Source organism: Actinoallomurus soli, from assembly GCF_024055715.1.
GTDB classification, from domain to species: Bacteria; Actinomycetota; Actinomycetes; order Streptosporangiales; family Streptosporangiaceae; genus Actinoallomurus; species Actinoallomurus soli.
On sequence record NZ_JAMXMV010000014.1, the window covers coordinates 41,862 to 68,584 of the forward strand.

The 26,723-nt window shown below is 68.0% G+C and carries 22 protein-coding genes; 13 read left to right on the forward strand and 9 right to left on the reverse strand.

Translation table 11 applies throughout. The features are described from left to right. Positions 1 to 76: 76 nt before the first annotated feature. The gene (locus tag NDW01_RS29280; protein ID WP_252827306.1) at positions 77 to 976 is read right to left on the reverse strand and encodes a maleylpyruvate isomerase N-terminal domain-containing protein; all 900 of its coding nucleotides are present in this window, start codon (positions 974 to 976) and stop codon (positions 77 to 79) included. A 137-nt stretch (positions 977 to 1,113) separates the two neighbouring features. Here NDW01_RS29280 and NDW01_RS29285 point away from each other — a divergent pair, with 137 nt between their 5' ends. From NDW01_RS29285 to NDW01_RS29295, 3 genes are all read left to right on the forward strand, one after another. After that, entirely contained in the window at positions 1,114 to 2,343 is a 1,230-nt protein-coding gene (locus NDW01_RS29285; protein WP_252827318.1) for an acyl-CoA dehydrogenase family protein, read from the forward strand. A 118-nt stretch (positions 2,344 to 2,461) separates the two neighbouring features. Further along, complete coding sequence (locus tag NDW01_RS29290; RefSeq protein ID WP_252784661.1) at positions 2,462 to 3,115, forward strand: winged helix-turn-helix transcriptional regulator; 654 nt, start codon at positions 2,462 to 2,464, stop codon at positions 3,113 to 3,115. Between the two features lie 28 nt (positions 3,116 to 3,143). Further along, complete coding sequence (locus NDW01_RS29295; protein WP_252827321.1) at positions 3,144 to 3,875, forward strand: hypothetical protein; 732 nt, start codon at positions 3,144 to 3,146, stop codon at positions 3,873 to 3,875. Between the two features lie 107 nt (positions 3,876 to 3,982). On the opposite strand, the gene NDW01_RS29300 is transcribed toward NDW01_RS29295, so the two are convergent. Then, positions 3,983 to 5,098 carry an alpha/beta hydrolase gene (locus NDW01_RS29300; protein WP_252827334.1) on the reverse strand — a complete coding sequence of 372 codons (1,116 nt, stop codon included), beginning with the start codon at positions 5,096 to 5,098 and terminating at the stop codon, positions 3,983 to 3,985. Between the two features lie 71 nt (positions 5,099 to 5,169). On the opposite strand from NDW01_RS29300, the gene NDW01_RS29305 reads away from it, so the two are divergent. The 3 genes from NDW01_RS29305 to NDW01_RS29315 all read left to right on the forward strand — a co-directional run bounded on the left by NDW01_RS29305 (position 5,170) and on the right by NDW01_RS29315 (position 8,113). After that, on the forward strand, positions 5,170 to 6,471 hold the full coding sequence (locus tag NDW01_RS29305) for an ABC1 kinase family protein (protein WP_252827336.1): 1,302 nt from the start codon (positions 5,170 to 5,172) through the stop codon (positions 6,469 to 6,471). Positions 6,472 to 6,539: 68 nt separating this feature from the next. Further along, the gene (locus tag NDW01_RS29310) at positions 6,540 to 7,358 is read left to right on the forward strand and encodes a class I SAM-dependent methyltransferase (protein ID WP_252827357.1); all 819 of its coding nucleotides are present in this window, start codon (positions 6,540 to 6,542) and stop codon (positions 7,356 to 7,358) included. A gap of 272 nt (positions 7,359 to 7,630) precedes the next feature. After that, complete coding sequence (locus NDW01_RS29315) at positions 7,631 to 8,113, forward strand: VOC family protein (RefSeq protein ID WP_252827375.1); 483 nt, start codon at positions 7,631 to 7,633, stop codon at positions 8,111 to 8,113. A gap of 138 nt (positions 8,114 to 8,251) precedes the next feature. Here the strand turns inward: NDW01_RS29315 and NDW01_RS29320 are convergent, their stop codons facing one another. Both NDW01_RS29320 and NDW01_RS29325 read right to left on the reverse strand, forming a co-directional pair. Next, a complete protein-coding gene (locus tag NDW01_RS29320; protein ID WP_252827377.1) occupies positions 8,252 to 9,499 on the reverse strand; it encodes a cytochrome P450 in 1,248 nt (415 codons plus the stop codon). Next, positions 9,480 to 10,223 carry a class I SAM-dependent methyltransferase gene (locus NDW01_RS29325; RefSeq protein WP_252827379.1) on the reverse strand — a complete coding sequence of 248 codons (744 nt, stop codon included), beginning with the start codon at positions 10,221 to 10,223 and terminating at the stop codon, positions 9,480 to 9,482. The genes NDW01_RS29320 and NDW01_RS29325 overlap by 20 nt, the downstream gene beginning before the upstream one ends. Before the next feature lie 274 nt (positions 10,224 to 10,497). Here NDW01_RS29325 and NDW01_RS29330 point away from each other — a divergent pair, with 274 nt between their 5' ends. The 3 genes from NDW01_RS29330 (at position 10,498) to NDW01_RS29340 (ending at position 15,494) form a co-directional block, all read left to right on the forward strand. Beyond that, positions 10,498 to 11,973 carry a DHA2 family efflux MFS transporter permease subunit gene (locus NDW01_RS29330; RefSeq protein WP_252827391.1) on the forward strand — a complete coding sequence of 492 codons (1,476 nt, stop codon included), beginning with the start codon at positions 10,498 to 10,500 and terminating at the stop codon, positions 11,971 to 11,973. Positions 11,974 to 12,093: 120 nt separating this feature from the next. Further along, on the forward strand, positions 12,094 to 14,241 hold the full coding sequence (locus tag NDW01_RS29335; protein ID WP_252827403.1) for a CRTAC1 family protein: 2,148 nt from the start codon (positions 12,094 to 12,096) through the stop codon (positions 14,239 to 14,241). A gap of 65 nt (positions 14,242 to 14,306) precedes the next feature. Further along, entirely contained in the window at positions 14,307 to 15,494 is a 1,188-nt protein-coding gene (locus NDW01_RS29340) for an acyl-CoA dehydrogenase family protein (RefSeq protein ID WP_252827413.1), read from the forward strand. A 532-nt stretch (positions 15,495 to 16,026) separates the two neighbouring features. Here the strand turns inward: NDW01_RS29340 and NDW01_RS29345 are convergent. Beyond that, the gene (locus NDW01_RS29345; RefSeq protein ID WP_252827415.1) at positions 16,027 to 16,785 is read right to left on the reverse strand and encodes a class I SAM-dependent methyltransferase; all 759 of its coding nucleotides are present in this window, start codon (positions 16,783 to 16,785) and stop codon (positions 16,027 to 16,029) included. A 275-nt stretch (positions 16,786 to 17,060) separates the two neighbouring features. Beyond that, positions 17,061 to 17,804: a DUF6073 family protein gene (locus NDW01_RS29350; RefSeq protein WP_252827429.1), complete on the reverse strand. Its 744-nt coding sequence runs from the start codon at positions 17,802 to 17,804 to the stop codon at positions 17,061 to 17,063. Between the two features lie 650 nt (positions 17,805 to 18,454). Here NDW01_RS29350 and NDW01_RS29355 point away from each other — a divergent pair. The 4 genes from NDW01_RS29355 (at position 18,455) to NDW01_RS29370 (ending at position 21,757) form a co-directional block, all read left to right on the forward strand. After that, a complete protein-coding gene (locus NDW01_RS29355) occupies positions 18,455 to 19,039 on the forward strand; it encodes a carboxymuconolactone decarboxylase family protein (RefSeq protein ID WP_252827432.1) in 585 nt (194 codons plus the stop codon). Positions 19,040 to 19,049: 10 nt separating this feature from the next. Further along, the gene (locus tag NDW01_RS29360; protein WP_252827435.1) at positions 19,050 to 19,373 is read left to right on the forward strand and encodes a hypothetical protein; all 324 of its coding nucleotides are present in this window, start codon (positions 19,050 to 19,052) and stop codon (positions 19,371 to 19,373) included. Positions 19,374 to 19,706: 333 nt separating this feature from the next. Then, positions 19,707 to 20,288 (forward strand): carboxymuconolactone decarboxylase family protein, encoded by a 582-nt coding sequence (locus NDW01_RS29365; protein WP_252827457.1) that lies wholly within the window; start codon positions 19,707 to 19,709, stop codon positions 20,286 to 20,288. A gap of 11 nt (positions 20,289 to 20,299) precedes the next feature. Then, positions 20,300 to 21,757, forward strand: a complete 1,458-nt coding sequence (locus NDW01_RS29370; RefSeq protein ID WP_252827459.1) for an aminotransferase class V-fold PLP-dependent enzyme — start codon at positions 20,300 to 20,302, stop codon at positions 21,755 to 21,757. A 61-nt stretch (positions 21,758 to 21,818) separates the two neighbouring features. On the opposite strand, the gene NDW01_RS29375 is transcribed toward NDW01_RS29370, so the two are convergent. The 3 genes from NDW01_RS29375 to NDW01_RS29385 form a co-directional block, all read right to left on the reverse strand. Then, positions 21,819 to 23,303 carry an MFS transporter gene (locus NDW01_RS29375; RefSeq protein ID WP_252827462.1) on the reverse strand — a complete coding sequence of 495 codons (1,485 nt, stop codon included), beginning with the start codon at positions 23,301 to 23,303 and terminating at the stop codon, positions 21,819 to 21,821. Between the two features lie 396 nt (positions 23,304 to 23,699). Further along, positions 23,700 to 24,944 (reverse strand): hypothetical protein, encoded by a 1,245-nt coding sequence (locus NDW01_RS29380; RefSeq protein ID WP_252827464.1) that lies wholly within the window; start codon positions 24,942 to 24,944, stop codon positions 23,700 to 23,702. Further along, complete coding sequence (locus NDW01_RS29385) at positions 24,941 to 26,485, reverse strand: FAD/NAD(P)-binding protein (protein WP_252827465.1); 1,545 nt, start codon at positions 26,483 to 26,485, stop codon at positions 24,941 to 24,943. The genes NDW01_RS29380 and NDW01_RS29385 overlap by 4 nt, the downstream gene beginning before the upstream one ends. Between the last annotated feature and the right edge of the window lie 238 nt (positions 26,486 to 26,723).

Below are 26,723 nucleotides of genomic sequence, written 5' to 3' on the forward strand. Positions count from 1 at the left end.
TGTCCGGCCGGTCGGCCCCTGCGGCGCACACCGCTTTCTCCGCTACTCGGAGAGAGCGGTGCTGCGCGATGGATCATCACGGTATGCGGATGGTGCGGAAGAAATGGCGCAGCCGCCAGGGGCGGGGCCCGCTGATGACGACCTTGCCCGTGAGCACCGCCCGCGGTCTGCCGACGCGGCGGAACAGCATCAGGGCGAGCGCCGCCGGATCGTACGAGACGCGTACGTCAGGCTTGCGTCCGGGCCGTTCGGCCCGGACGCGGCCCTCGTGCACGACGATGGTCACCGGCGTCGTGTAGCGGGAGCGGAACTCCGCGACCAGCCGGCCGGTGCGCACGGGCCGGCCGGTCGCGCCGGCGTCCAGGACGTGACCGGCGCCGTAGGCCGTGAGCCCGACGAAGAACAACTCGAAGAACCACGCGGCGTCCTCCGGCGGGATCGGCCAGGGAAGCCGCCTCGCGCGGGCGATGTCACGCCCGTGGATGAGCAGCTCGTTGAGCAGGTGAGCGAGCAGCCCGGCGACGGGCACACGGGAGCCTCCCAGCCACGGCACCGGCGTATGCGGAGCGGTTCCGGCGGTGGCCGAGAGCACGACGCCGACGTTCGCCCGCAGCGACGCGGCGAGTCTCCGCGGGTCGCGGTCGGTGAGCTCCCGCAGCCAGGCCGCGTTCATCGACCCGACGGTGTCCAGCGTGGCGTTCGCCACGCGGGCGGGCAGCCTCGCGTCAGGACCGCGGTCGGCATCTGCCGCCGTCAGCGAGATGTACAGCCCGGCGATCGTGGCCACGTGCGCGGCCACGTCGGTCACGGACCAGTCCCGGGTCGCCTTCGCCCGCCCGTCCGGCAGCGACGCCACCAGCGCCGCGAACCGGTCGGCCGTCGCGTCCAGAGCGGCACGGACCTTCGCCCACGACTCGTCGGTGATGACCGGCAGCGGCTGGTCGGCCGGTTCGCGGCCCATCGTCACAGGACCCATCGTCTTCCCTTTTCAAGGTCTCACGGCGACGCATCATGGCGGCACGCGCTTTCTTGACGCCATTATGAGTGCGTCCTAAGCTCATTTGCACTAACTATATTTTTCGAAAGTAAGACGGCCGGAAAAGGACGCGGATAATGACCACGACCTCGGACCAGGCGATCGCCGCTGAACTGGCGGGTAGTCCCTCCACCGCCGGCGAGTGGGTCGATCGCGGGCGTCAGGTAGCCAAGATCCTCGCAGTCGACGCGGCACAGCGGGATGGCGAGGGAAAACCCCCGTACCGGGAGATCAAACTGCTGAAGGACAGCGGGCTGGTGACCTTGCTGGGGCCGGAGGCTCACGGTGGTGGAGGGGAGACCTGGCCGACGGCGCTGCGGGTGTGCCGGGAGATCTCCAAGGCGGACGGCTCGGTGGGCCAGTTGCTCGGGTACCACTACCTGTGGGCCTGGGCGACGCGATTCTTCGGCACCGACGAGGAGATCGCCCAGGAAGAAGAGCGTTACACGCTCAACCGTTACTTCTACAGCGGCGCCATCAATCCGCGGGACAAGGACATCGTGGCGACCGACGAGGGGGACAGTCTTCGGCTGAACGGCGGCAAGTCATTCGCCTCGGGGAGCCTGGTCTCCGACCTGACCTGCCTGACCGCCGCGCTCGAGACCGGCGGGAGTCTCTTCGTCATCGTGGACACGAAGTCACCGGGCCTGTCGTACAACCATGACTGGGACAACATGGGCCAGCGCCTGACGGAGTCGGGCAGCATAACCGCCACGGATCTGGTCGTGCCGTGGAGCGCGGCCATCGGCCGCGGCGGCAAGAAGGCGACTCCGATGGTCTACAGCTCGCTGTCGCTTCTCACGCTCCAGCTCGTCATGACGAACATGTACCTCGGCATCGCGGAAGGCGCCATGGAATCGGCCGCGGAGTACACCCGGACCAGAACGCGGCCCTGGCCGTACGGCGGCGATGACAAGGAAGCGGCGACCGACGAGTGGTACATCCTCGAGGCGTACGGTGACTTCCGCGCCAAGCTGTGGGCGGCCGAGGCGCTGATCGACCGGGTCAACGACGAACTCGCCGATCTGCTGCACGGGCAGCGGGAGGCCGTCACGTTCCCACAGCGGGGCGAGGTGGCGGTCCGGATCTCCGCGGCCAAGCATCGGATCGTCCGGGACGGGCTCGACGTGTGCTCCCGGATCTTCGAGGTGATGGGGGCCCGTTCGACGGCCGCGAGGTACGGATTCGACCGGTTCTGGCGGAACCTGAGGACCCACAGCCTGCACGACCCGGTGGCGTACAAGGCTCGGGAGGTCGGACGTTACACACTGCTGGGCGAACTGCCGCAGCCCTCCTGGTACACGTGACCGGCCGGTCGTCCCGCGTCGGTGGTCGTCGGGTCCCGGTGCGCCGGCGGTCGTGGCGCGGCTGAAAGGATCGCGGGTGGAATATCATTATCAAGCGATTCCACCGGAGGTCACGGTCGTGAAGCATCAACGCCGCAACTACGGCCAGTACTGTGGCCTCGCCGCCAGTCTCGACCTCATCGGCGAGCGCTGGACGCTCCTGATCATTCGGGAGCTCCTGGCCGGGCCCTGCCGCTACAACGTGCTGCTGGCCAACCTGCCGGGCATCGGCACCAACCTGCTGGCCGACCGGCTGAAGTTCCTCACCGAGTGCGGGATCATCCGCCAGCGGGCCCGTGAGGGCTCGAAACTCCGAGACTACGAGCTGACCGAGCAGGGAGAGGGTCTGCGCGAGGCGGTGCTCGCCCTGGCCCGTTGGGGTCTGGGCACGCTCGAGCAGCCCGCTCCCGGCGACATCGTGCGCCCCCGGTGGGCGGCGCTCGCCATCGAGGCGATGATCGATCCGAGTGCGGCAGGACCTGACGAGCAGTACGAGTTCCGCATCGACGACGAGGTCTTCCACGTGAGCGTGCTCGACGGCCAGGTGACGGTCGCCCAGGGGAAGGCCACCACCGAGCACGCGCTCACGCTCACTACGGATTCGCTCACCTTCGTAAAGATCGGCGCCGGGTTGCTGAACCCACTGGAAGCCACGCTGACCAACCACCTCGTCATCGACGGGGACGAGGACGCGATCGTCCGCTGCTCGCGCCTGCTCGGCCTGATGGCTTAGAAGGAGCAGCGCACAAGGGAGGTACCCGGTGACCGAAGCGTACGGGCGCGGGCCGGTCCGCGCGAACCTCAGCGTCGGCACGAGCGTGTCGTACGCGTTCGCCGTGGAGGCCACGATCGGGCAGCGGGGCATGCGCTACCTGATCGGCCGCCGGTTCGGCGAGCACACCGCCGTGACGGTGCTGCTCGTCTCACATCCGGCGAATCTCGCCGGCACCCACGTGTGCATCAACGAGGACGCGGCGGCGGGCAGCTGCGACGTCGTGACGTACGTGCCCACCATGAAAACCCCGATTCACCTGGTCGAACGCCATGTCCTCGGCTGCCTGCCGCTGACCGACATCGGCTACCTGGATCTCATGGCCTGGCGTTACCCGGGCCTGGGCCCCGGCGAAGAAGGCCGCACGGCCGACATCTCGTGGAGCCGGTGGGCCGATGCCGAGGCCCGCACCTACCCTGGACCGGCCTCCACCCCGGGGCTGACCGTCACCGAGGCGATCGACCGGTCGACCCGCCTGGTCGTGGCGCGGGCCGTCGAGCGCCTCGGCATGCCGGTCCGGCGCTGGGAGGTGCTCGAACTGGGCGACCCGGACACCGGGGACCTGCCCCTGCGCATCCGGGTCTCCCGGCCGCAGACCGGGCACTGCACCGAGCTGCAGCGCACCACCGAGCCGGTGGAGATCCCCGAGGGGGAGTTCGACACCGGGCCGGTCGCCCTCGGCCGGACGATCGAAGAGGCCCTGGGCGACCGGGCGGCCTGAGTCGTCCGGCAGGCCGGACCGGCCCGTTCAACCTCGGAATTCTCGCGATCGAGCGGCGTGCGCGGCCGCCGAAGCATGCGTGGCGTGAGGCCGGCCGGGTCGGCCGTTCACTGGTCCGGCGCGAGGCGGCGGGCCAGCCAGGCGAGTGACAGCAGGTGGCGCTGATCGAGGTCGCCGTGCCCGCCGGGGAAGAGCTCGAAGTGCACGGTCTCGTCGGGCACCCCCGCCCTGGCGAGGGCCTGGTGGAACGCCTGCGCGCCGAGGTCGAGATGATGCTCGTCCCCTGCTCCGCTGTCCACCCAGATGCCGCGCATCGATCGCATCGCATCGGCGTGCCCGGCGACCATGCGGACGGGATCGAGGTCCAGCCAACGCTGCCAGACGTCCGGGAGCAGCATGCCGCTCTGCCCGTCGAAAGGAATTTCGGGCGTGCCGTCCCTCCGAGCGGAGAAACAAGCGGACACACCGTACAGGATGAGCAGGGAACGGTCCGCCGCCTTCGCCGGGACCCCGCGCTCCCGGAATTCCTTCCACCAGCGCTGAATGTCACCGTCGTATGAGCGCAAGAAGCGGATGCACCCGAGGAACTTCGCCACGCAGGTGTATTCGAACAGGGCGTCCCCGGCGTGGGTGGCGAGGCCGCCGAAGAGATCGGGACGCAGCATCGGGGTGATCATCGCCCCATAGCCGCCGCTCGACTTTCCGGCGATACCGCGGTGATCGCGATGAGCCAGGGTCCGGTAATGCCGATCGACCCAGGGCACGATCTCATCGCACAGGTAAGAGTGGTACCGGCCCGTGCCCGGCGAGTCCACGTACTGGCTGCCGCCGTAGCTGGTCCAGGCGTCGACGTACACCACGATGGCCGGCGGTGCGGCCCCTTCGGCGAAGAGCTCGTCCACCGCCTCGATGAACGTCTTGCGAAACGGACCGCGGTTACGCCACATCCCAATATGTCCCAGATACCCGTGTATCACGTAGACCGTCGGGTAGCGGCGGTCCGGCGTATCCTCGTAGCAGGGCGGCACATGAACCCACAGCGGGCGTTCCCAGGGATCGCCCAGCGGATTATCGCGAAGCATCTCACTTTCGAAGAGGTGCTCATCGAGGCGGCCGGACAACTCCGCTGACCACGGAAGCATTTCTCCTCCTGAATGCGCCTTGCCGAAGATTGATGAGCGGCCATTGGCGATGTTTAACTGTACGCCGGGCCTGTCATTCATTACAGCATTCTGGTGATCGCTGTATCAGGCCGCGGTGAATAGGCGAGCGGCACCAGGGAGGGAATTCGAACATGACCGGCCAGGTGACGTGGGCCACGATCGGCCGGAGGCTGGCCCGGCTCTGCGGGCTGTGCCTGCTGACCGGCGGGCGCATGGCCGTCATCGTGATCACGACGAGGCGCTCCAAGCGCGCCGGACGCCTGACGATCGAGCTGGTCCGCATGATCGAAGAACTCGGAGGCGCGTTCATCAAGGCGGGCCAGGTCGTGGCGACGCGCGTGGACCTGGTGGGCCCGGCCGTGGCCGGCGAGCTCAACCGGCTCCACGACCATGTGGCGCCGATGACGGCGGTGGAGGCGATCGGCACCGTACGGCACGCCCTCGGTCCGCTGTCCGACGACCTCGTCGACGCGCTGGCCCGCCCGCCGGTGGCCAGCGGCTCGATCGCATCGGTCTACCGGGTGCGCCTCGCGGACCGGACGGTCGCGCTGAAGGTCCGCCGCCCCGATGTGGGCGCGACCATCGCCGCGGATCTCGCCATCATCAGATGGCTGGGCAAGGCGGTCACGAGGACGCCCGCCTTCCGCCGGGTGCCGATCGTCGAGATCGCCGACCAGATCGGGCGCTGCCTGATCGGGCAGCTCGACTTCGCCGCCGAGGCCGACAGCCTCCGGCAGATGAAAGAGCACCTCGCCGCGGTGTCCGGAGTGCACGTTCCCGCGGTCATCCCCGAGCTCTGCGGAGACGGCGTCATCGCCATGGAGTTCGTCGACGGGCTGACGCACGCGTCGATCGAGAGGCTGCCGGCGGCCGTTCGCGAGGCGGAGGTCGCCGTCCTTGTCCGGGCCGTCTACCACCTGCTGTTCGCCGCCGGATTCGTCCACGTGGACCTGCACCAGGGCAACACCTACTTCCGGTCCGACGGGACGGTCGTGCTGCTGGACGCCGGCTTCACGTACGAACTGAGCCGCGAGGCCTCGCGGAGCTTCACCGCGTTCTTCGGTGGCATGATCCAAGGAGAGGGCGAGGCCTGCGCCGACGTCCTGTACGCGACCGCGCGAGGGACCACGTCGCCGGCCGCGACCAGGGAATTCCGCACCGGGATCGCCGATCTGGTCGAGCGGAACACCGGCTCCCGCGTCCAGGACTTCAATCTGTCGCTTTTCTGCGTGGAGCTGTTCGATCTCCAGCGCCGCTGCGGGCTTTTCGCTGAGGCGGAGTTCATCTTCCCGATGCTCTGCCTGCTCAGCCTCGAAGGATTGGTCAAGGAACACCATCCGACGATGGATTTCCAGATCGAGGCGGCGCCCTACGTCATGCAGAGCCTGCTCACCGAACCGCCCGATGAGCCGCAGCGGGTCGCCTCGCCCTGAAGTACGAACAACGCCACTCTCGAATGATGTTTCCGTGGAATCCACCGACCATCGAATGAGGAGCCAGAATGACAACGCCAGCGCAGACCATGGCCGAGCGGACGCGCCAGATGTGGGCGGCGGTCGACTACCACCCCATCGCCGTGCAGGACGTCCTGGTGAGCGAGCTGCTGGCCCGGGCCGCGGACGTGCACAGCGGGCACCGGGTCCTGGACGTGGCCGCCGGCTCGGGGAACAGCGCCCTGGCCGCGGCCAGGCGCGGAGCGCGGGTGACGGCCACCGACATCGTGCCCGCCGCGCTGGAGACCGCCGTGCGGCGGGCGGCGGCCGAGGGCCTGCAGTTGGAGGTGGAGGTCGCCGACGCACAGGACCTGCCGTTCGAGGACGGTACGTTCGACGTGGTGCTGTCGAGCTTCGGGGCCATGTACGCGCCGGACCAGCAGCGAACGGTCGGCGAGTTGCTCCGGGTCTGCCGTCCCGGCGGGCGGATCGCCATGGCGAACTGGACACCGGACGGGGTGGTGGCGAGGCTCCAGCGGGTCATGGCCTCGGTCATGCCCCCGCCCGCCCAGGCCGCCCCGCCGCGTAAGCCGCCGGTGGCATGGGGCAGCGAGCAGCACTGCCGTGAGCTCTTCGGCGACCGGGTGACCTCGCTCAGCGCGACCGTACGCGTGGACGAGATGTGCGCGCCCTCCGCCGGGGCGCAGGTCGAGCTCATGGCCGGTCACCTCGCGCCCTGGCACATGGCGACCAAGGTCCTGCCTCCGGAGTCCCAGCAGAAGCTGGCCGAGGCGGCGGCCGCCGAGTACGAGCGCGTCAACCGCGCCACGGACGGCACCCTCGTCGCCCGCGCCGAGTACCTGGAAGTGGTGGCGGTCAAGGCCTGAGCCTCCGTCCCGCGACGAATCCCGGGGCCGCCGTGCCGGCAATGGCGCGGCGCGCCCGGGATTCGATCTTGCCTTTGATGAGCCGCCGTTCGGCGGCGAGCTCCGCCTCGGTGGCGTTAAGCGCGGTGAACGGCCGCCTGCCGACGCGGCGAACACCTGCAGTGACAAGAAGAAAGTAACGACTTTACCTTGCTCGGACAGGTGAGTTGACTAAGCTTCGGTGGGCGCAACAATCTTCAACGCAAGAAGGCACCAGCCGAGGAGGATGACCGATGCCCAGCACCGACCTGATCACTTGCCTGTGGTTCAACGGTAACGGTGAAGAGGCGGCCGAGTTCTACACCAGCGTCTTCAAAGACTCATCGATCGGCCGGATCAACCGGTTCACCGCGACCGGGCCAGGTCCCGAGGGATCGGTCGCGAGCGTGGAGTTCACTCTGAACGGCCAAGATTTCATCGCGCTCAACGGCGGTCCGGCGTTCACCTTCAGCGGGGCGATCTCCTTCCAGGTCCCGTGCGCGGACCAGGCCGAGGTGGACTACTACTACGACGCGTTGGCGGAGGGCGGCGAAGAAGGCCCGGGCGGCTGGCTCAAGGACAAGTACGGCGTGTCCTGGCAGGTCTTCCCGGCCGTGCTTCCGGACATGCTCAACGCGCCGGACCGAGAGAAGGCGGCCCGGGCCGCGAAGGTGATGATGGGCACGCGCGGCAAGATGGACGTCGCCGCGCTCCACCGGGCGTTCGACGGGGACTGAGCAACCGGGCCGGCCACGGTGGCGGCCGAACACACCTACCGTGATCGTCGCTGCCTCGGTGATCACGGTAGGTCGCTCGGTGCCTCCAGCGGGTCGACCGGTCGTGGCGGCGCCGAGCGGTTCGGAGCGTGACTCCGGCTACCAGGCGACGGGTACGGTGGCCGGACCCTTCTGGATGAGGGACGGACGCCAGGTCGCCGGCCGGCCCGGAACGAGGCGAAGTTCCGGGAGGCGCTCGGTGAGAACGCGCAGCGAGATCTCGAGCTCAAGGCGAGCCAGCCTGAACCCGATGCAGTAATGCGGCCCATGCCCGAACGCCAAATGGCCGGTTGACGAATCGCGGGTTATATCGAACTCGCCGGGCCGGTCGAAGACCGCCTCATCTCTGTTGGCCGCGGCCGGGCAGACCGCAACCTCGGTGCCTTCAGGCAGTTCCTGCCCGGCCAGCACCGTGTCCCTGGTGGTCTGCCGCAGGAAGAGATGGCCGGGGGCGCAGAAACGAAGGATCTCCTCGACGGCGTGCGGAATCATGTCCGGCCGGTCGCACAGCAATCGCCACTGCTCCGGGTGCTCGAGCAGTCGGAGGACCCCGGCGCCGATCACGGCGGACGTGGTGATCTGGCCGGCCAGCGTGACGCCCCAGGCCGAGCCGACCAGTTCGGCCTCCGCGTCCTCAGAGAGCTCGCCGTCGGGCGCGTAGGCCGCGATCGCCTCGCTGATCAGGTCGTCACGCGGCTCTGCTCTGCGCGCGTCCACGTAACTGCCGATCAGTTGCTGGGAGTGCACCCACGACTGCGCGGCCTCGGCCTGCTCTTCCTCGGAGGGGGCGACATAACCGATGGCGATCTTCACGGCGTTTCTGGTGTCGTCGCCCAGTGCGGCATGGTCCTCCGGCGCGATCCCCATCACGTGGGCGATGACGGAATTGGCCAGCGGGTTGGCGTAGGCGGCCATGAGCTCGGCCGTACTCCCGCCCGCGGTCAGTTCGTCGGCCAGCGCCGTGGCCCGCTCTGTGATGTACGGCCTGACCGCTTCCACCCGCTCGGCCGTGAATCCGGCGGCCCACGGCCGCCGGTGCTCCAAATGCTCCTCGCCGTCCATCACGAGAAAGACGGGTACGAGGGGGTAGCCGCTGAACATGATGGGAAGCACTTCCATGCTGAGCGGTTCCAGCGGCCGCAGGTTGTTGACGGACGAGAAGGTCCGTCCGTCACGCATGACCTTCTTCACCTCCGCCATCCGGGTCACCACCCAGACACCCAGCTTGGACGAGAAGAAGACCGGCATCTCGCGTTGGGCGCGCCTGTAGAAGTCGAACGGATCGTCGAGATGCGTTCCCATCGGGTCGTACTCGTCCCCCAGGGACTCAGACATCGCTTCCTCCATCTGCTCGCGAAGCTACTTTTCGGTCCCCTGCTTTCCTGCCGGAAAAGTAGGCGTAAGCGCCACGCTGCCTGACCTGAGGATCGGCGATTCCCGCCCGGGCGAGCCACCGCTCGATGTCCTCGGCCTTCCCGACGGTGGCGAACTGATCGGCACGCTTGAAGATCGCGATGCATGCGGCGGGAACATGGCCGGCGCCGGCGACCACCGCGGTTCCGCGCACCTGTCCGCCAGGACGTAGTACACGAGCCATCTCCGCGACGGCGAGTTCGGGGTCCGGAAAGCAATGCAGGCCGTTGTAGGTAAGGCACAGGTCGAAGGCGGCGTCCTCGAACGGCATCGCGCTCACATTCGCGTGCACGAAATCGATCCCCGCCAGGCCCCGCCGCGCCGCCTCCGCCTTGGCTCGATCCAGCATGAAAGGCGATATGTCCGCGGCGACGTAGCGCACCCGCCGGCCGGGCGTCAGCCCGCGAAGGGCCACCCCTCCTCCACACGGGATGTCGAGGATCTCCGATCCCGCGGGCACGTCACCGAGCCTGGCGATATCCGCGTAGAGATCGCCCATTTCGTTGTGCCACATGATGCGGCCGAGCGGATCGGCAAGCCACTTGTGCATGACGATGAAGTCGTACATGCGTGCCCCGAAGTTGTCTCTGCTCCACTGCTGGGCCACGCGGTCGGCGGCCTGCGGCAGTTTCCCCGCGGCGCCGGCTTCGCCTGTCATCGCAGTCCTCCTGAACGGTCGCAGCGAGCTCGATTCTCGGCACGTCGCACCAGTTGCTAAAGCTATTGTTGGCGAACTTCCTGTGCAACGTGCGCGACTGTTCAGCGGCCGTCCGGCGACGATTCACGTGCTCAACTGCGGGAATCCGCAGTTGAGCGGGAAATGCTAGGGCGGGAGCGACAGGCTTGGATGTTCAGTTTCCCGGTTGAGCCCCTTGTGATTCACGGCGCCTAAATACTATATCTACCTAAAGTGTTGGATGGAGGAACCTGTCGTGCGCATTGTGACAGCAAGTGAATCACCTGCCGCAGATCCCGAGGGCATGTCGTCGCGGCGGCAGCGACAGACGGTCGTCATCACGTCGGTCACCGCCTTCATGGTCGGCTTGGACGTACTGGTGATCATGGTGGCCCTGCCCACCCTGCTCCAGACACTGCGGGCGAACGCCAGCGGCCTCGCCTGGACGGTCAACGCGTATGAGATCGGCTTCGCCGGAGCGCTTCTGACCAGCTCGGCGCTCGGCGACCGCTACGGCCGGCGCGCGGTCTTCATCGCCGGCGTCGCCGTCTTCACGGCCGGGTCGGCCTGGTGCGCCCTGAGTTCCGCATCGGGAATGGGGATGCTGATCGTCGCGCGCGCGTTTCAGGGGATCGGCGGGGGAACCGGGATGGCGCTCGGGCTGGCCATCGTCACGGTGGTCACCCCACCCGCCAAACGGGGCACGGCGTTCGGCATCTGGGGCGCGATCATGGGAATCGCCGTCGCCGTCGGGCCGCTGATCGGCGGCGCCATACTCTATTTCCTGCCCTGGCAGTGGATATTCTGGGTGAACGTTCCGATCGGCGTGACCCTGATCGTGCTGAGCTTTTTCTCGATCGAGGAGACCAAGGGCGATGTACGGCGCCTCGATCTCATCGGGCTCATCATCGCCACAACGGCCATCGTCCTGCTGCTCCAGGCGCTCATCCGCGTCGGAAGCGTCAGGTGGTACGACCCGGCGATGCTCGTAGGCCTGGTCGCCGGCATCATCGGGTTCTTCGTATTCGTACGCTGGGAACAACGGTGTTCGCACCCGATGATTCCGCTTGCGATGTTCCGCAATAAGAGCTTCACCGGGGGATGCCTCGCCAGCTTCGCGCTCGGCGCAGGCCTTTATGGCAATGCCTTCATATTCACCCAGTACCTCGAGCTCGTACTCGGTGCGAATTCCATCGGAGTCGGGCTGCGCCTGCTCCCTTGGGTCGCTCTGGCGCCCTTCGTCGCGCCCGTGGCCGGTGTGCTCGCCGACCGGCTCGGCGAACGACCTATCGTCACCGCCGCTCTCGCCATGTTCGCCGCGGCGTTCTTCGCGATCGGGATACTCGTGACGTCAGGGCAGACGTACGCGACGCTGGTCGTTCCATTGCTGGTCGCGGGGATCGGAGTCGCGGCCGCGTTCCCAACGACTGCCACCGCCGTGATGAGGTCGATGGACCCCGGGCGGTTCGCCATCGCGTCCGGAGTGAGCACCACCATACGACAGACGGGGGCGGGCTTCGGGGTGGCCCTTGCCGTGGCGATGTTCTCCGGCTTCGGCGGATACGGATCCGGGCGGCAGTTCTTCAACGGATTCGGCGCGGCCGTCTACGCGCTGGCCGCGATCACCCTGCTCGGCGTGATCCCCGCCCTGATCATCCCGGCCTTGAAGTCCCGCGGCACCGAATCCGTCCCGCCATCGGAGATCCTGACCGGGCCGGCGAGATCGTCGTAGCCGGCCCGGCGGCCACCACGTTGACGTACGACCTCCCCGTCGCCGGCCACTCATCTCGGCGCGGCTCGCCGGAGTCCCGCCTCGGCTCTGGCGGCCGAGGGGCACTCGAATGGATGTCCAATGAAAACAAGAACGAATTCCTGTCTGCTGGGTACCATCACATTGCTCGCCGTCCTCATCAGCGCGTGCGGATCGGCCCAGAAGAAGCCGGCGGACTCCGTGAACGCCGGGATCACGTTCCGGAACATCGCGGTTGCCGGAACGACGCTGGCCGCGTACCGCCGATGCGTGACCGAACCCGAGCACCAGAAGCGGGTGCACAACAAGAAGAGGTTGTTCATCACGATGAACGACTTCACCGATGAGCCGATGCACGACCGGGGGATCCCGGGCGTCGTGATCTTCGACTACAACAACGACGGCTACCAGGACATCTTCGTCTCCAACGGGCCGTGCCGGCCGAGCTCCCTCTACGAGAACATGATGGGAACGACGGGGAAGCTCGAGTTCCGCGACGTGGCGGCCCAGGCGGGCCTGGCGCTGCCGGGGTTCAACGCCAACGGCGCCTGTGCGGGCGACATCAACAATTCCGGGTACGAAAGCGTCTACGTTCTTGGGCGGAATGGCCCTAACCACCTGCTGTTGAACGAGGGCAACGGCCACTTCAAGGACATCACGCAGGCGAGCGGGGCCGAGGCGGGCGTTCACAGTCACATCAGCTGCACGATGGGGGACTTCTCCGGTAACGGGCGGCTCGATATCGCGATCGCGAACTCGAGTGACATGAAGACCGCGAAAGCGATCATGAAGAACACGGCGGACTATAACCAGCCGAACCAGTTGCTGGAGAACATGGGCGGAAACGCTCCGCGCTTCCGTGATGTCAGCGTGAGCTCGGGATTCGCCACCACGACGCCGCTCCCGGGCCAGACCTGGGCGATCGCCGCGGTAGACCTCTTCCAGAACGGCTGCACCGACATCGTGGCGGGCACCGACCAGGGCGCGGTTCCGATGACGAAGTACGGCGGCGGCGGCGACCGAGGGTTCATCCGGGTGTACAAGAATGACTGTCACGGTCGATTCACGGACGTCACGCGGCAACTCGGGCTCATGAGCTCTCCCGGCGCCTGGATGGGCTTCGCGTTCGGGAACTTCAACTTCAACGGAAGGATAAGCATCTTCGGCACCAATTTCGGCGACTTCCTGCTGCCCATGTACGGTCTGCCGCAGAACCTCGGTGACCTCTCCAGCCGCTGGATACTGCAGCGGGCGAACGGAACCTTCGCCGACCCGCGGAGCTCGACCTTCAAATATCCCGCCAAGAGCGGCGCGGACCCCAGTCTGGGGGGTCTGCATGCGACGCCGTTCGGTTGGGGTGTCGCCGCCCTCGATTACGATAATGACGGCTACACCGACATCGCCTATGCCGGGAGCATGGACGGTATGAACGGCGCTGACGCCGATAACCCCGGAACACTGCTGCGGAACAACGGTCCGAAGAAACTCATCAAGGGCTTCTATCCATCGTTCTCCTACGATCCGGCCCTGGCCAACGACGGTGCCGACGACCGCAGGCGGATCATCACCGGCGTTGCGGCGGGCGATCTCGATAACGATGGTCACGCCGACCTGGTGACCGCCGCCCAGGGAGTGATGGTCGGCAAGCTCACCGAGGACCACCAGCACTTCGGCTCGCCATTCGATAACAGCCAATACCTTGCGGAATACACGTCGGTCGGCGTCATGAGCTACAAGCCGGCTCCGGGCAACACCACCGACGGGACACTCGCCGTCGAGATGAACAAGGGCGGCAACGGAAACAACTCGGTCGCAGTGCGCACACTCGGCGCCGTGGGACTGGTTCCCGGTGCGAAGGCGAACCGGGACGGCGTCGGCGCCGTCGTCGGTTTCACCCCCGCCGGTCTTCCCACGGAGATCGATCCTGTCGTGGCCGGTTCGAGCTACGCGTCCCAGAACTCGCTGGTCCAGACGTTCGGAATGGGCAAGTCGAGGACCGGGACCCTGGAGGTCCTCTGGCCAGGGGGCGTCCGCAACAAACTCTTCGACGTCCAGGCCGGCGAGCGGATCACGTTCCCGGAGATCCCCTGCAGCTATACCGATAAGTCGATGTCGGTGCGGGCGTACACGTCATGTGTCCGGGGATCGCTCGACGCACTGGTTCGCAAGGGCAAGGTGAGCGGTTCGACGGCGGCGCGGTTCACCTCCAGCGCGCTGAAGGCGTTCAACGAGGCGCACCAGCCCGACTAGGAGGAAGGGCCGCCCACGGCGGAGTGCCGCGATGAGACATCGGAATCCGGAAGCAGGTGAGTTTTATGGCGCACGGTTCGGAGGCGCTGACCCCCGCCGAGGCCACTGCCCGCGCGCAGGCGCTCATTCCCGTCATCGCCGAGCGCGCGCTCAAGACCGAAGCACTCCGCCGACTACCGGACGAGACGTTCACCGACCTCGCCGATTCGGCCCTGATGCGGATCACGCAGCCGCGGCGCTTCGGCGGCTCGGAGCTCGACCTGGCCGACGTCTTCGACGTCATCAACCTGCTCTCCCAGGGCTGCGGATCCACCGGCTGGACCTATTCCCTGATCATCGCTCACGGCTGGTTCGTGGCGTTGTTCGGTGAACAGGCCCAGCAGGAGGTCTGGGGATCGAACCCAGACGGGATATTGAGCACCTGCTTCAGTGGCGGATGCCCGCCGGATGCCGTCGACGGCGGCCTGCACATCCGAGACGGCCGGTGGCGGTTCTCGACCGGCGTACACCACGCGGACTGGGTGGCGCTGCTGGCCCCGGTACGCCAGGAGGACGGGCCGCCGGACATGCGGTTCCTGCTGATTCCGAAGGACGAGGTCGAGATCGTCGAGGACTGGCGGGCCGCCGGGCTGGCCGGCACGGGCAGCTGCAGCGTCGAGGCCAGGGACGTCTTCGTACCGCACCATCGCACGCTGCGGCTCCAGGACCTGCTCAATGGCACTGCGCCCGGCTCCGCGGTCAACGACGGCCCGATGTACAGGCTTCCGCTCGTCGGCACCTGGCAGGTCTTCCTCACCGCACCCGCGGTCGGCATCGCGCGGGCCGCGATGGCCGCGTGGATCGAGCGGACGAAGAGCAGGCTGCGCCCTGCAACCGGCGCTCCCCGGGCTGCGGACCCCATCGGCCTGGTCCGGCTCGGTGGTGCGGCCGCGCGCATCGAGGCCGCCGAGACTCTGATCCGGCGGGCAGCGGAAAACGTGACCTCGGATGTGCGCGCCCTGGGCGCGGCCGCCCCCGCGACGCTCGCTCGCAGTCGCCGGGACAACGCCTTCTCGGTCGGACTGTGCGTGGAGGCGGTCGAGGACCTGTTCCGGGGCGCCGGAGCGAGCGCGCTGGACGAGAACTCACCGCTCCAGCGGAACTGGCGGGACGTGCACGCCGTGGCGCAGCACGTCGCGAACAGCCTCGACATGAACCTCCGCGCCTGGGGTGAGCGAGCCGTCGGACTGAGCGACGGCCTCCGCTTCGGCTGAGGACCGGCGGTACGCCGCCGTCGGCCGGTCAGCGACTCGGGGCGGCGGCGACGTCGCGGCTCGCCCTCTCCGCGATTCGGTCGGATCTCCGGGCTGCGGCTCACGGCTTGCCCTCTTCATGATCCGGTCGGCCGGCCGGTCATCGGCGGCGTGGACCTGACCGATGCCGGCGTCGCCCTGCCCAGGCTTTTCGGGCCGCCGCCGTCGACCACCGACCGTCGACCACCGACCCGTCGACCGCCGACCACCGGCCACCGGTCAGCCGGTCGCCGATCGGCTACCGGGTGCCGCGGCGGGCCGGATACAGGTTCCGGGCAGCACTTGGCCCTCCGGCTGCGACGGCGACGGGAGTGCTACCTGACCTGGGGGACGAGTACCTGCCCGAAGCGGGACAGGCACCGCACCCGCCTCGCACGCGGCCGCCCGGAAAGCCGCTACAACCGGTTCTAAGGGAGCCCCAGGACGGGCAATGCGCTGGGCCGGCGCGACCGCGTCGGCTGGTTCGCCGGGCGTCGCGGTCACGCCCTTCATCTCACTTACGCTCGATCACGGCGAGCCATGCCTGCGCCTGAGTCACGCCGTGGAACGGATTGAGCTCGAACGCGTCGGCGGTGAGGGACTCGACGGTCCATCCGTCGCTGAACGCGGCGCGCAGCTCCTCCGCGTGGAACCGGTGCGGACCCCAGTTGCCCGGCTGCCGGTCGCTGAAACAGATGAGGTAGCACGTACCGCCGGGTCGCAGCACTCCCGCGAGGCTCGCGACGTACCTGGCCCTGTCCTCCGCGTCGAGCACGTGGAGAACGGCGCTGTCGATCACCGTGTCGACGGTCATGGCCCGGCGCGGCAGATCGAGTGCGTCGGCGACCTCGAATCGCGCGCTCACACCACGCTCGGCCGCCTTCGCGCGGGCACTCGCGATCGCGGTCGGCGACAGGTCGATGCCGATGACATCGGCGCCGCGGCTCGCCGCGAGCAGTGCGTGCTCGCCGGTCCCGCACCCGGCGTCGAGAACGTGACCGCGGAGCCGGCCTTCGTCCGCCAGCCGTACGAAGGCCGGCTGCGGACGGCCGATGTCCCACGGCGGCGGAGTCTCCCCGGTATAGCTGTCGTCCCAGGACTCCTTCATGTCGCGAGCAGCGATGACGACGGCCTCCTCGCCCGCGGCGATCACCGACACCAGCAGGTGGCGGCCCCCGTGGGTGAGGCCGTAGACCAGGGTCGTGCCTTCCGGGCCGGGGGCGGACCAGTAAGGGCGCTCGAGGATCGCCTCCCGCGCTTCATCCGGTCTCACGCCGCGAGCGGCGACATCATTATCCGACCAGTCACTTTCCCGGACCGCCTTGAACATTCCAATCACCCTCAATGTCAATTACTGCATTATCGGCAGGGTAATGCGTTGGCAGGAAAGGGGAAGCCCGCCGGATTCTCCCGGCGGGCTTCCCCGACCTGTTCTCCCGACCGGCGGCACCGTTGCCGACAGCGAGTTCGGATCAGGCCATTCCGTCGCGGCTGGGTGATGGCCGGCTCCGGCGGGCCGAGAGCGGCCCGCCGGAGCCGGCCTCACACCTATGCCTTCAGGAGCACCTCGGCCAGCGCCGGCGAGATGGTCACACTGTCGATCGGCACGTGGTGAAGCAGCGCACCGATCTCGATGTCGGCCGCGATGAGCTCACCGACCGGGCGGTTCTCGCTGTCGTACAGCGGGTACCTCGTCGAGGTCCGCGACACGTCGCCGATCGGGGGGACCATCGCGACCCGGGACTCGAGCCGCACCACGCGGTCACCGGTGTGGATGATCTGGCCGAGCTCTTCGATCTCGAACTGGGGGTAGATGTCGGTGACGCAGTCCTTGATGGGCATCAGGGTGCCATCGCGGTACGGCGTCGGCCGGACCCTGGCCCCTTCCGGCCTGGAAGGAGTGTTGGAGACCTTGACCTGGCCGAAGACATCGCTGTGGCCGGTGACCTGAAGGGTCAGGAACTGCGCGGTGATCGTGGAGGTGACCCACTCCAGCTCCACGCCGTCGGCCGCGTACGGGTCGTGCCGGCGGTACATCGCCATGCCGTGCAGGTCCACGATGTCCTCGCCGAGGCCCTCGACGAGGACGTGGATGCGCTCGCGCACGGTGAACGCCTCGAGAGCCGGCGGGGTCAGCGTGTACGGGCGGATCGGGTACAGGTTGCCGGGCCCGCCCCAGGCGGACTCGTGGCCCTTGACGACCGCGTCCGGGTTGGGGGTCTTCAAGCCTTCGGACCCGACGGCGACGCCGCGTTCCATCACGCGTTTGAGGATGTTCTCCGATTCGCTCATGACTGAGCCTTTCCGTGGAGGAAATGGGACTGGACTGCGGCGTTCCGGCCGGGCGGCCGGTGACGCCCTGAGCTGGTCGACGATGTGGGCGCAGTCGACCAGGCTTGGTGGATTCGGGTCTGCGCCGCGGCGATGCTGACGACGGAGTGGGTTGGGATGGGCGGGCTCGCTTGAATCAAGACAAACACTTTAAGAAAAGATAGTCAATGAGTACGCCCTGGACGCGACCTCCCGGGTGCCGTGCGGACGAAGTCGCAGTTCGCGTCAGAGCGACTTGTCGGAATCGGTCGCGGAGCCAGGATGATCGAAACGTGTTTCAGGAGCATCCGAGCGCCGACGCGCCGTACCTCGTGAGGACACCGTGCGGGGCTCTTCGCCGACCGCGGCTGCGGGCGGGCCGCTCAACCGCGAATCTCCCGAGGTTGAGCGGCCGGCCGCCTTCGCGTCGGCTCACCCGGCGTGGCTCACTCCGGGCGGATCGCCTCGCACAAGGCCTGGGCCGGCAGATCGACCGGGCGGCAGTGGGGGTCATGCATCGCCGACAAAGGCGCCTTGCATTTCCTATTGCGAGCTGCGCGATCTGATAGGGCTTGATAACGTTCGAATGAGTGCCGCCGTGCCGGGACATTGATCAGGCGGGTGAGTGAAGCATGCGGCTGAGTAATCTTGAAACGGGTCAGCGGAGGCCGGCCAAATTCTTCATGCTGATGGCCTCGAAAGCCTCGGGCGCGGAGATGGCCGACGTGGTGAAGATGTTCCTCTACCGGCCGGAGTTCTTCGGCCGTGCGATAAGCGAGATCTTCACGGAGGTCATGCGCGGGCCATCCTTCTGGACCGCTGGAGAGCGTGAGTTCATCGCGCTGCGCATCGCGCAGCTCTATAAAATCCAGTATTGCATAGACATCCATACCGAGATGATCAGTATCGCGTCCACCGGCGAGGTAGACGCGGCAGATGTCGACACCGCACGGCCAGAGCTCAGGGCCGTTCTCCCGTTCCTGGAAAAAGTGACGCGCTCTCCTGACTCGGTCGGTGAGAGCGATCTCGCGGAGGCGCGGGAGCTAGGGGTCTCCGACGAGGCCGTGATCGAAGCGCTGCATGTCGCGTTCATCTGGGATGCGGTTGACCGCCTGGCGTACGCATTCGACTTCAAGCTGCTCGACGGCCAGGTCACGAAGGGAACCCGGGCACTCCACCAGTTCAAGTACCGGTTCCCCGCGTTCACGCTGCGGTGAAAGGGAGATAATGCGCGACGAAGAGGAAGCCACCGCGGCGAAGTATTCACGCCTCATCTCCGATCTGCGTGAAGCGGTGTTCGAGGGGCCCGGCCGGACCGACCAGGCGGCACGCAAGTCCGCGGCCACGGGAGGAGCGCTTGCTGAGCCTTGGCTGTCCTACGCGGCGAAGGTCAGGGATGAGTCATGGGGGGTGACGGATTCGGATATCGAGGACCTCAAGGCGGCCGGCCACAACGAGGACGAGATATTCGAGATCACTGTCGCCGCCGCCGTGGGCGCCGCACTGCGCGCGCTCGACGCCGGCCTGCGGACGCTGCGCGCTGCCGGCTGAGCTGGTATTCCCGCACAAGACGGCCATCACCGCCCGTCCGGAGCTTCGTGCGAACCGGCGGGCCGTGTCCTGTGACGTCGAGCCGCCGGCGGAGTGCGCGGCTCGGTTCCGAGCCCTTTCACGTCGGCGGGAGTTCCGGGAGAACCGGGCGTAGGGATTCCCTGTCCTGAGCTCCGGCAGAGTTGTCCGCTGCCGTTTTCCACACCGTCCCGCCTGCGGCGCTGAACGAGCCATCAATAATTGACTAGCTTTTTTTAAAGTGTTCTACTGATGGCGAGGCCCCGGTGCCGCCCTTAACGGCGGTGGCGGGCGTGGAGATATCAAGGAGGTATCATGCCCCACATTCCCGTAGCCGAGGGCAGTCCCGGAATCTTCGGGCTCTTCCAGTTCAGGCCGGAAACCGCGGTACCGATGCTCGAGCTCTGCGAGGTGCTGCTTCGCGCGGACAACTCGCTGTCGCGTGGCGAGCGTGAAATGATCGCCGGCTACGTGTCCCAGGGAAATCGCAGCGAGTTCTGCCAGGACGGGCACTTCACCATTGCGGCCATCCAGATGGAGGACGGCCGCGATCTCGTGCGCGCCGTCCGGGCGACGCCGGAGGATGCGCCGATCAGCGCCAAGATGAAGGCTCTGCTGCGCATCGCCGAAAAAGTACGGATCGGCGGCCGCTCGGTGCTCGAGGACGACGTCGACGCGGCGCGGGACGCCGGGGCGACGGACGTCGAGATCCACGACGCCGTGCTGATCGCCGCGGCGTTCTCCATGTTCAACCGGTACGTCGACGGCCTCGACGCGATCATCCCCGAGGACCCCCACTTCCACGACGTGGTGGCGCAGAAGGTCGTCGCTCAGGGGTACTCCAGGATGGCGAAGATGCTCGCTGAGGGGGCCTCCAAGGCCGGCGCCGCCCGGTGAGCTGATCTGCCGTGACAGTGGAGACGCAGCAAGAGATCAGTCCCGCGGAGTTCTCGCGAGCCTATCCGGAGTACCTCGCCACCGGGCATCTCGACCGGATTCGCCGGGACGACTTCGCCCGGCTCGACGACCACGACCTGGTCTATGTGGACTACGCCGGCAGCGGCCTTCCCGGGCGGTCACAGGTTGCCGCGTTTCAGCGACTCCTGTGCCAGGAGACCCTGGGTAATCCGCATTCGGAGAACGCGCCGTCCCGGCGTTCCTCTGAAGCGATGCGGCGGGCCCGGCGGGCCACGCTTCGGTTCCTGAACGCCGACCCCGACGAGTACTCGGTCATCTTCACCGCGAACGCGACCGGCGCCCTGCGGCTCGTGGGTGAGGCGTTTCCGTTCCGGCCGGGGTCCCGGTTCGCGCTGTTGCAGGACAACCACAACTCCGTGCTCGGCATCCGCGAATACGCCGCCGCGCGCGGTGCCACCCTGGAGATGATTCCGCTGCGGCCGGATCTGCGCGCGGATCCGGCCGCCGTGATCGAGGCCCTGGACCGCGGGAGCACGCTGCCGTCGCTGTTCGCGTATCCGGCGCAGAGCAACTTCTCCGGCGTGCAGCATCCGCTCGGCTGGATCCACGAGGCCCGGTCGCGTGGCTGGCGCGTGGTGCTCGACGCCGCGGCGTACGCAGCGGTCTCCGACCTCGACCTGAGCAGCGACAAACCGGATTTCGTGCCGCTGTCCTATTACAAGATATTCGGCTGGCCGACCGGGCTCGGGTGCCTGGTCGCCCGCAATGACGCGCTCGCCGAGCTGCGGCGTCCGTGGTTCTCCGGCGGAACCGTGCTGGCCTCCAGCGCCCTGGGCGGATGGCATGCGCCCGCCGCTGCGCCAGAGGGTTTCGAGGACGGGACGCCCGACTTCACCGGCGTGCTCGGAGTCACGATCGGCCTGGACTACGTGCGGGAGAGCCTGGGCCGCGATGCGGTCCGGACCAGGCTGGGGTGCCTGATGGATCGCCTGCTGGACGTCATGCGCACCCTGCGTCACGGGAACGGCCTCCCCGTCTGCACGGTCTACGGCCCCGCCGACACGAAGGACCGGGGGGCGACGATCGCGTTCAACCTGCTGGACACCGATGGCGTCCTCGTCGACGAACGGGCGGTGGAGACGAGCGCGGCCCACAGCGGAATCGCCCTGCGCGCAGGTTGTTTCTGCAATCCGGGAGTCGGCGAGACGATCTTCGCGCTCGATCCCGAGGACCTGCTCCGCGCCGGGCGACAGCGGCCCGCGCCGGCCACGGCGGATGAATACCGGCGCGCGATGCGGTTGCCCACCGGCGGTGCCCTGCGGATCTCACTCGGGCCGATGAGCAACCTGCGCGACATCTCCCGGCTGATCCGGTTCCTCAAGTCCTGGCGGGACTACCGTGCCGCCGATGACGACCTGTCGAGGCTGGGCGAGCGAGCCCGGTGCTGAAGGTCGGCCGCGGACAGGCCGGCGCGGCCGGGCACCGCCTGGGCGCCGGGCCGGGCGGTCTCTAGGAGTCCACCTGGTCCGGCGATACCTCGGCCAGCGCGGTGCGCGGTTGGGCGGTCACGTTCTCCAGCAGGACCAGGATGAGCACGGCGGCGATGACGAGCACGATGGCGGTGACGCGGAACGCCAGCGTGTATCCGTCGGTCTGCGCTACCGCTACGGGCGTCCCCGTGCGGATGTGGTCGGCGGCATGGCGGAGCGCGATGGTGAGCAAGATGGACAGGCCGAGTGCCGAGCCGACTTGCTGCATGCCGGTCTGCACCCCCGATCCAAGGCCGGAGTCCTGACCGGTGACCTGGTGCAGCGCGCCGTTGATCAGGCCGGGGAGGCAGATCCCGGTGAACAGGCCGACCACGATCAGGCCGGCCAGCAGCCCGCCGGGGTAGGACGAGTCGGCATGCAGGTAGCTCGCTGCGAACATCCCCGCAGCGGTGCCGATGAAGCCGATGGTCAGCAACAACTTGACACCGAGACGTGGCATCAGCGCGGTGTTCATGCCTATCCCGGCGCCGAAGGCAAGGCCGAGCGGCAGGTACGCGAGGCCGGTCTTCAAAGGGGAATAGCCGAGTATCTGCTGCATGTACAGCGTCAGCATGAAGGCGTAGCTGACGAACGTCGCGAACAAGGCCGCGGTCAGAACGTTGGACGTCGCCCGGGTGCGATTGTTGAAGAACCGCAACGGGACCAGCGGATCGGAGGAACGACTCTCGATTGCGACCATGATGACCAGGAGGCAGATGCCGCCGATCAGCGGAAGGAGCACCTGCCATGAGCCCCACGAATGCGAGGAGACATTAAGAATGCCGTCCACGATGGCCAGGACGCCACCGGTCACGGTGATGGCTCCGGCCGCGTCGATCGAGTGGCCTCCGCGAGCCATCCGGCTCTCCGGCAGCACACGCGGCGCCATGATCAGCGCGAAGAGCACGACGGGGATGTTGATGTAGAAGATCCACCGCCAGTCCACGTCGGTCAGCAACCCGGAGATCACCGGGCCGAGCGTCCCGCCCACGCCGCCGATGCCGCCCCAGATTCCCACAGCCTTCATCCGCTCCCGCGAGTCGGAGAACAGCAGCGGAATCATGCCGAGCGCCGCCGGGCCCGCCAGCGCCTCTCCCATTCCCTGGGCGAATCGGCTCGCGACCAGCATCGACGACGTGACGGCGGCACCGCATGCCGCCGACGTCACCCCGAAGACGATCACACCGATGAGGAACATCCGCCGGCGCCCGAACATGTCGGCCAGGCGGCCGCCCAGCAGCAGGAACCCGCCGGCCACCAGCACGTAGCCGTTGGGAACCCACGAGAGTGCCTGACGGGAGAAGCTCAGGTCGTGCTGGATCTTGGGGAGGGAGACGTTCACCACGGTGGCGTCGAGGACGAGCATGAACTGCATCGCCGCGAGAACGGCCAGCGCCCGCCACCGCCGCGGGTCGGATTCTGCTGTGACGAGTGCCGGATCGTGCAAAGGATCTGGGGTGCCCACTACCTGATTCCTCCTGACCTGCTCCGCGGGCACGATTCGCCATCAGGACGCAGGTGCCTGTCCGGGAGCCGTGTCACCTCGGCATATCTTGCCCATGACTGGTGCGCGTATTGTGCATAAGTCGCTCTTATTCGGTTAGGGCGATTTGTGCACCTTTCGCTAATGTGGCGTACTGCTACTAACCATTGACAAACCGCGCCGAATGTTATCACTTTCCGTAAAGAATGGAAAGCGTGGCTGAGCTGCGGATATGGCGCGGTCGCCGAAGAGTGCCCGTTTAGGGCCGACGCTGCCAAGGCTTTGGGTCCGGGTTTTGGACTGTACATTTTCCGGGTTTTGTTGCTCTTGCGGGCCGCTCGGCGGCCCGGTCCGGGGGAGACCCTTCCGCTCGCCGAGCTAGCCGCGGAGGGTGTGCCGAACCCGCGGAGCCCCTGGTCGTGAGGGCGTTGCCGCGGCCGGCGACGTGGCGGCATCCGCCTCCGACGCCGCCCCGGCGCGCGGGTCGGGCGCCGCCGTGGCCGGCTCAACAGGCTGATACGGGCTTTCGAACCGGACCCGGCGTGTCGCGACCGTGAACTCCGTGCCCGGCATCAGCAGGGCCGACGCGCCGGGTGCGATGTGCAGGTGCCCGCCGCCGGGAAGCGCCAGGGCGATCGGGTGGAGCTCGCTCGACACGAAAGGCTGCCACCCGGCCAGCCGGATGTCGGCGAGGGCGGACGCGGCGGGTATCGCATCGCGGCGCCCGGCGGTGAGAGTCCCCGGTCCATCCACTTCGGCCAGCCTGACATCACCGTCGAGGACGTACGCGTCGCCGTCGTCGAGGATCAGGACGCCCAGCGGCGGACGCCGGCCGAGGACACGCGTCCCGTTCAGCTGGGGCAGTGGTCCCCCGCAGATCATGCAGTACCGCGTTCCTGGATGGCCGAAGTGGCCGTGGCCGCACATGTTCCCCTCGACCAGATCCCCGTTCGGCGCGGACGTCGGGTCTCCGTACACCCGAGCATGGCCGGTGTGAGGGGGGAGGGTGAGCCGGGCGGCCGCCGTGCCCGGGACGGCATCCCGCACCCGTGCCTCGGAGAAGCCGGCGCCTTCCGGCCGGGAGGTGTCGGGCCGATCGCCGGGCACCGGGGATTCCGGGACGTGGGAGTGCACGATCAGCCCGCCCTCGAAACGCCAGCGAATGAAGATGACGCGCATGGGGCCCTGGCTGAAGAGCCACATGAGCCCCCACGTCGTACCCATGTGAACGACGAAGCCGGCGAGATAGGGCGAGTCCGGCCCCAGGGAGCCCGCGTTGGCCAACGAGGAGCCCGACATGCCCGGCATGGGGCCTGACATCACCGGGAAGAGGTGGTCCAGGAGCCATACGAGGAGAGCCTCGTTGAGCACGGTCAGCAGGGCGAAGACCGATGGCCAGTCCCTGTCCCAGCGCCTCTGCTGGAGGCGGTGATAGAGGTGTTCCCACACCAGCCCGTAGACGGCCATCAGCAAGAGGCTGTCGAACGCCATGGAGTACGACATGCCGGTCGTGACTCCGGGGGGCTCGGGCAGGAAGGGCGAGATGATGGCCGTCCACAGCACTCCGACGGTGGCGGCCAGGAAGAGTCGCGTCTGAAGCCGACCTCTCAGCGTTGGAGTCATGGCACTCGGCGGACCAGCTGTTTGATCCAGGCGGCGACCGAGGACCTCGGGCCCAGCCGCGCGCACACCCCTTGCGCCGCCAGGTCGTCGCAGATGAGCAGTGCCGCGTCGACGAGTCCCGCGAACGAGTCGACCGGCGCGAGGTAGCCGCCGCGCGCGATCGCGCCCGAGGCGTAGAGGCGACCCGGTTCGCCGCCGGAACCGCGTACTTCGAAATGCGGCCCGACGTCGAGGCCGCCCAGGGCGTTGACGGCCGCGCCGCCGCTGTCGATGAGATCGGCCAGCAGCGGGTTGTCTCGCAGCTGCGGGCTCATTCCGGTGCAGTCGATCAGGAAATCGACGTCCAGGCACAGCGCATCGCGTTCGGCCGAGTCGGCGATGAGCAGCCGCACCTGCCGGTCGCCGGACGGCTCCATCACGGTGATCTCTCCGCTGAGCGCCTGGTAGAAGCCCTCCGACCGCGCCTTGCGGAGCTGCCGCTGCCAGTGACGCCGCTTGGCCGTGGTCGTGGCGCCCATCGCGGTGATCCAGGCGGCACGTTCCGTACTGCTCATGCCGGCCAGCTGTTCCCGGTGCTGCCCCGACGTCGCCGACCTCGGGAAGCTGAACGCCTGGTAGCGCCAACCGTGTTCGACGACGGGGCTCGATCCGCGCCGGCCCGGCGGCTGCTCGGCGAGATCGCGGAACAGGTGCAGGATCCGTACCGCCCGGCCGGAGCGGTCACGGTCGTCGATCAGCCGCTGCAGGACTCGCGACGCGGTGATGCCCGCGCCGCGTACCAGCACCGTCCCCGCCCGGCGCCGCAGCACCTGATACACGTGCTCGTGCGGCTCATAGGCGTTGACCACGTTGAAGTACTCCTGATGGCGCAGCCGGTATTCGATCAGCCCGGGCGCGTACCCGAGCGCCGGGTACCCGGTCCCCAGGTGCAGGTATGGGGTGCGCAGGACATACGGAGAGGAGTGATCCGCGGGGTGCACCAGGCAGAAGAAGCCGCCCTCGGCACTGGGCCTGATGAGTCCCGCCTGCCCTGGGGCCAGCATCGAATCCCAGCCGATCCGGCCGGCTTCCCGGTCGATACCGCGGAACACCTGACCGGGCGAAGGGTTGTAGAACTCGGCCGCCACCGGCTCGGTGAGCACTTTCCACAGCGGCCGGATGGTGCGGCGCCGGATCGCCTCCTGCACCGCGTACCCCGGGAACCCCCAGATGTTGTCCGCGCGCGACCCCGAGTCCGAGCGCAGTGGGTCGTCGTCGCGGATCTGGCCCGTCCTGACCAGGCGGCTCAGGTTCTCGTAGGGCCGGCGTTGCGGGCTGACGACCCGCATCTGCGTCGCATCGAGCCCGCAGATCCGCAGCGTGTCGACCACGGTGAAGCCGGCCAGGCCACCGCCGACCGTCACGAAGGTCGCGTGCTCGGCGCGGAGCCCCGCCGCCGCGACCAGTTCCTCCGACCAGACGGGCGCGGCCCGCAGCCGCTCGAGCTCGGGCGCTCCGGCGTACGCGGAGCCGGGCATCGGGTGGGCGGTGAGGTCGGGCATCAGTTCCCGACCCCCCGCCACGGAACGCGCCTGGCGGCCACCGGCCGCCCGGGCCGGGCGCTGATGTCCCCCAGGCGGCGCCCGTGGGTGCCGATCCCGAATGCCGCGAAGGCCCCGACCGGCCGCACACCGCGGAGAGAGTCACGGCTCCTCGGTGAAGAACCAGAAGAACCAACTGCAGTCATCGGCGCACTCCTAGCATCTCTGCGGCTGGTCGCGGGCCGGCTACCGAGCCGTC

Excerpts from the sequence above, each read along its gene's own strand:
- NDW01_RS29280 (WP_252827306.1), bottom strand. The coding sequence starts at position 976 with ATGGGTCCTGTGACGATGGGCCGCGAACCGGCCGACCAGCCGCTGCCG.
- NDW01_RS29285 (WP_252827318.1), top strand. The coding sequence starts at position 1,114 with ATGACCACGACCTCGGACCAGGCGATCGCCGCTGAACTGGCGGGTAGT.
- NDW01_RS29300 (WP_252827334.1), bottom strand. The coding sequence starts at position 5,098 with ATGAATGACAGGCCCGGCGTACAGTTAAACATCGCCAATGGCCGCTCA.
- NDW01_RS29305 (WP_252827336.1), top strand. The coding sequence starts at position 5,170 with ATGACCGGCCAGGTGACGTGGGCCACGATCGGCCGGAGGCTGGCCCGG.
- NDW01_RS29310 (WP_252827357.1), top strand. The coding sequence starts at position 6,540 with ATGACAACGCCAGCGCAGACCATGGCCGAGCGGACGCGCCAGATGTGG.
- NDW01_RS29315 (WP_252827375.1), top strand. The coding sequence starts at position 7,631 with ATGCCCAGCACCGACCTGATCACTTGCCTGTGGTTCAACGGTAACGGT.
- NDW01_RS29320 (WP_252827377.1), bottom strand. The coding sequence starts at position 9,499 with ATGGAGGAAGCGATGTCTGAGTCCCTGGGGGACGAGTACGACCCGATG.
- NDW01_RS29325 (WP_252827379.1), bottom strand. The coding sequence starts at position 10,223 with ATGACAGGCGAAGCCGGCGCCGCGGGGAAACTGCCGCAGGCCGCCGAC.
- NDW01_RS29335 (WP_252827403.1), top strand. The coding sequence starts at position 12,094 with ATGAAAACAAGAACGAATTCCTGTCTGCTGGGTACCATCACATTGCTC.
- NDW01_RS29340 (WP_252827413.1), top strand. The coding sequence starts at position 14,307 with ATGGCGCACGGTTCGGAGGCGCTGACCCCCGCCGAGGCCACTGCCCGC.
- NDW01_RS29350 (WP_252827429.1), bottom strand. The coding sequence starts at position 17,804 with ATGAGCGAATCGGAGAACATCCTCAAACGCGTGATGGAACGCGGCGTC.
- NDW01_RS29355 (WP_252827432.1), top strand. The coding sequence starts at position 18,455 with ATGCGGCTGAGTAATCTTGAAACGGGTCAGCGGAGGCCGGCCAAATTC.
- NDW01_RS29360 (WP_252827435.1), top strand. The coding sequence starts at position 19,050 with ATGCGCGACGAAGAGGAAGCCACCGCGGCGAAGTATTCACGCCTCATC.
- NDW01_RS29365 (WP_252827457.1), top strand. The coding sequence starts at position 19,707 with ATGCCCCACATTCCCGTAGCCGAGGGCAGTCCCGGAATCTTCGGGCTC.
- NDW01_RS29380 (WP_252827464.1), bottom strand. The coding sequence starts at position 24,944 with ATGACTCCAACGCTGAGAGGTCGGCTTCAGACGCGACTCTTCCTGGCC.
- NDW01_RS29385 (WP_252827465.1), bottom strand. The coding sequence starts at position 26,485 with ATGCCCGACCTCACCGCCCACCCGATGCCCGGCTCCGCGTACGCCGGA.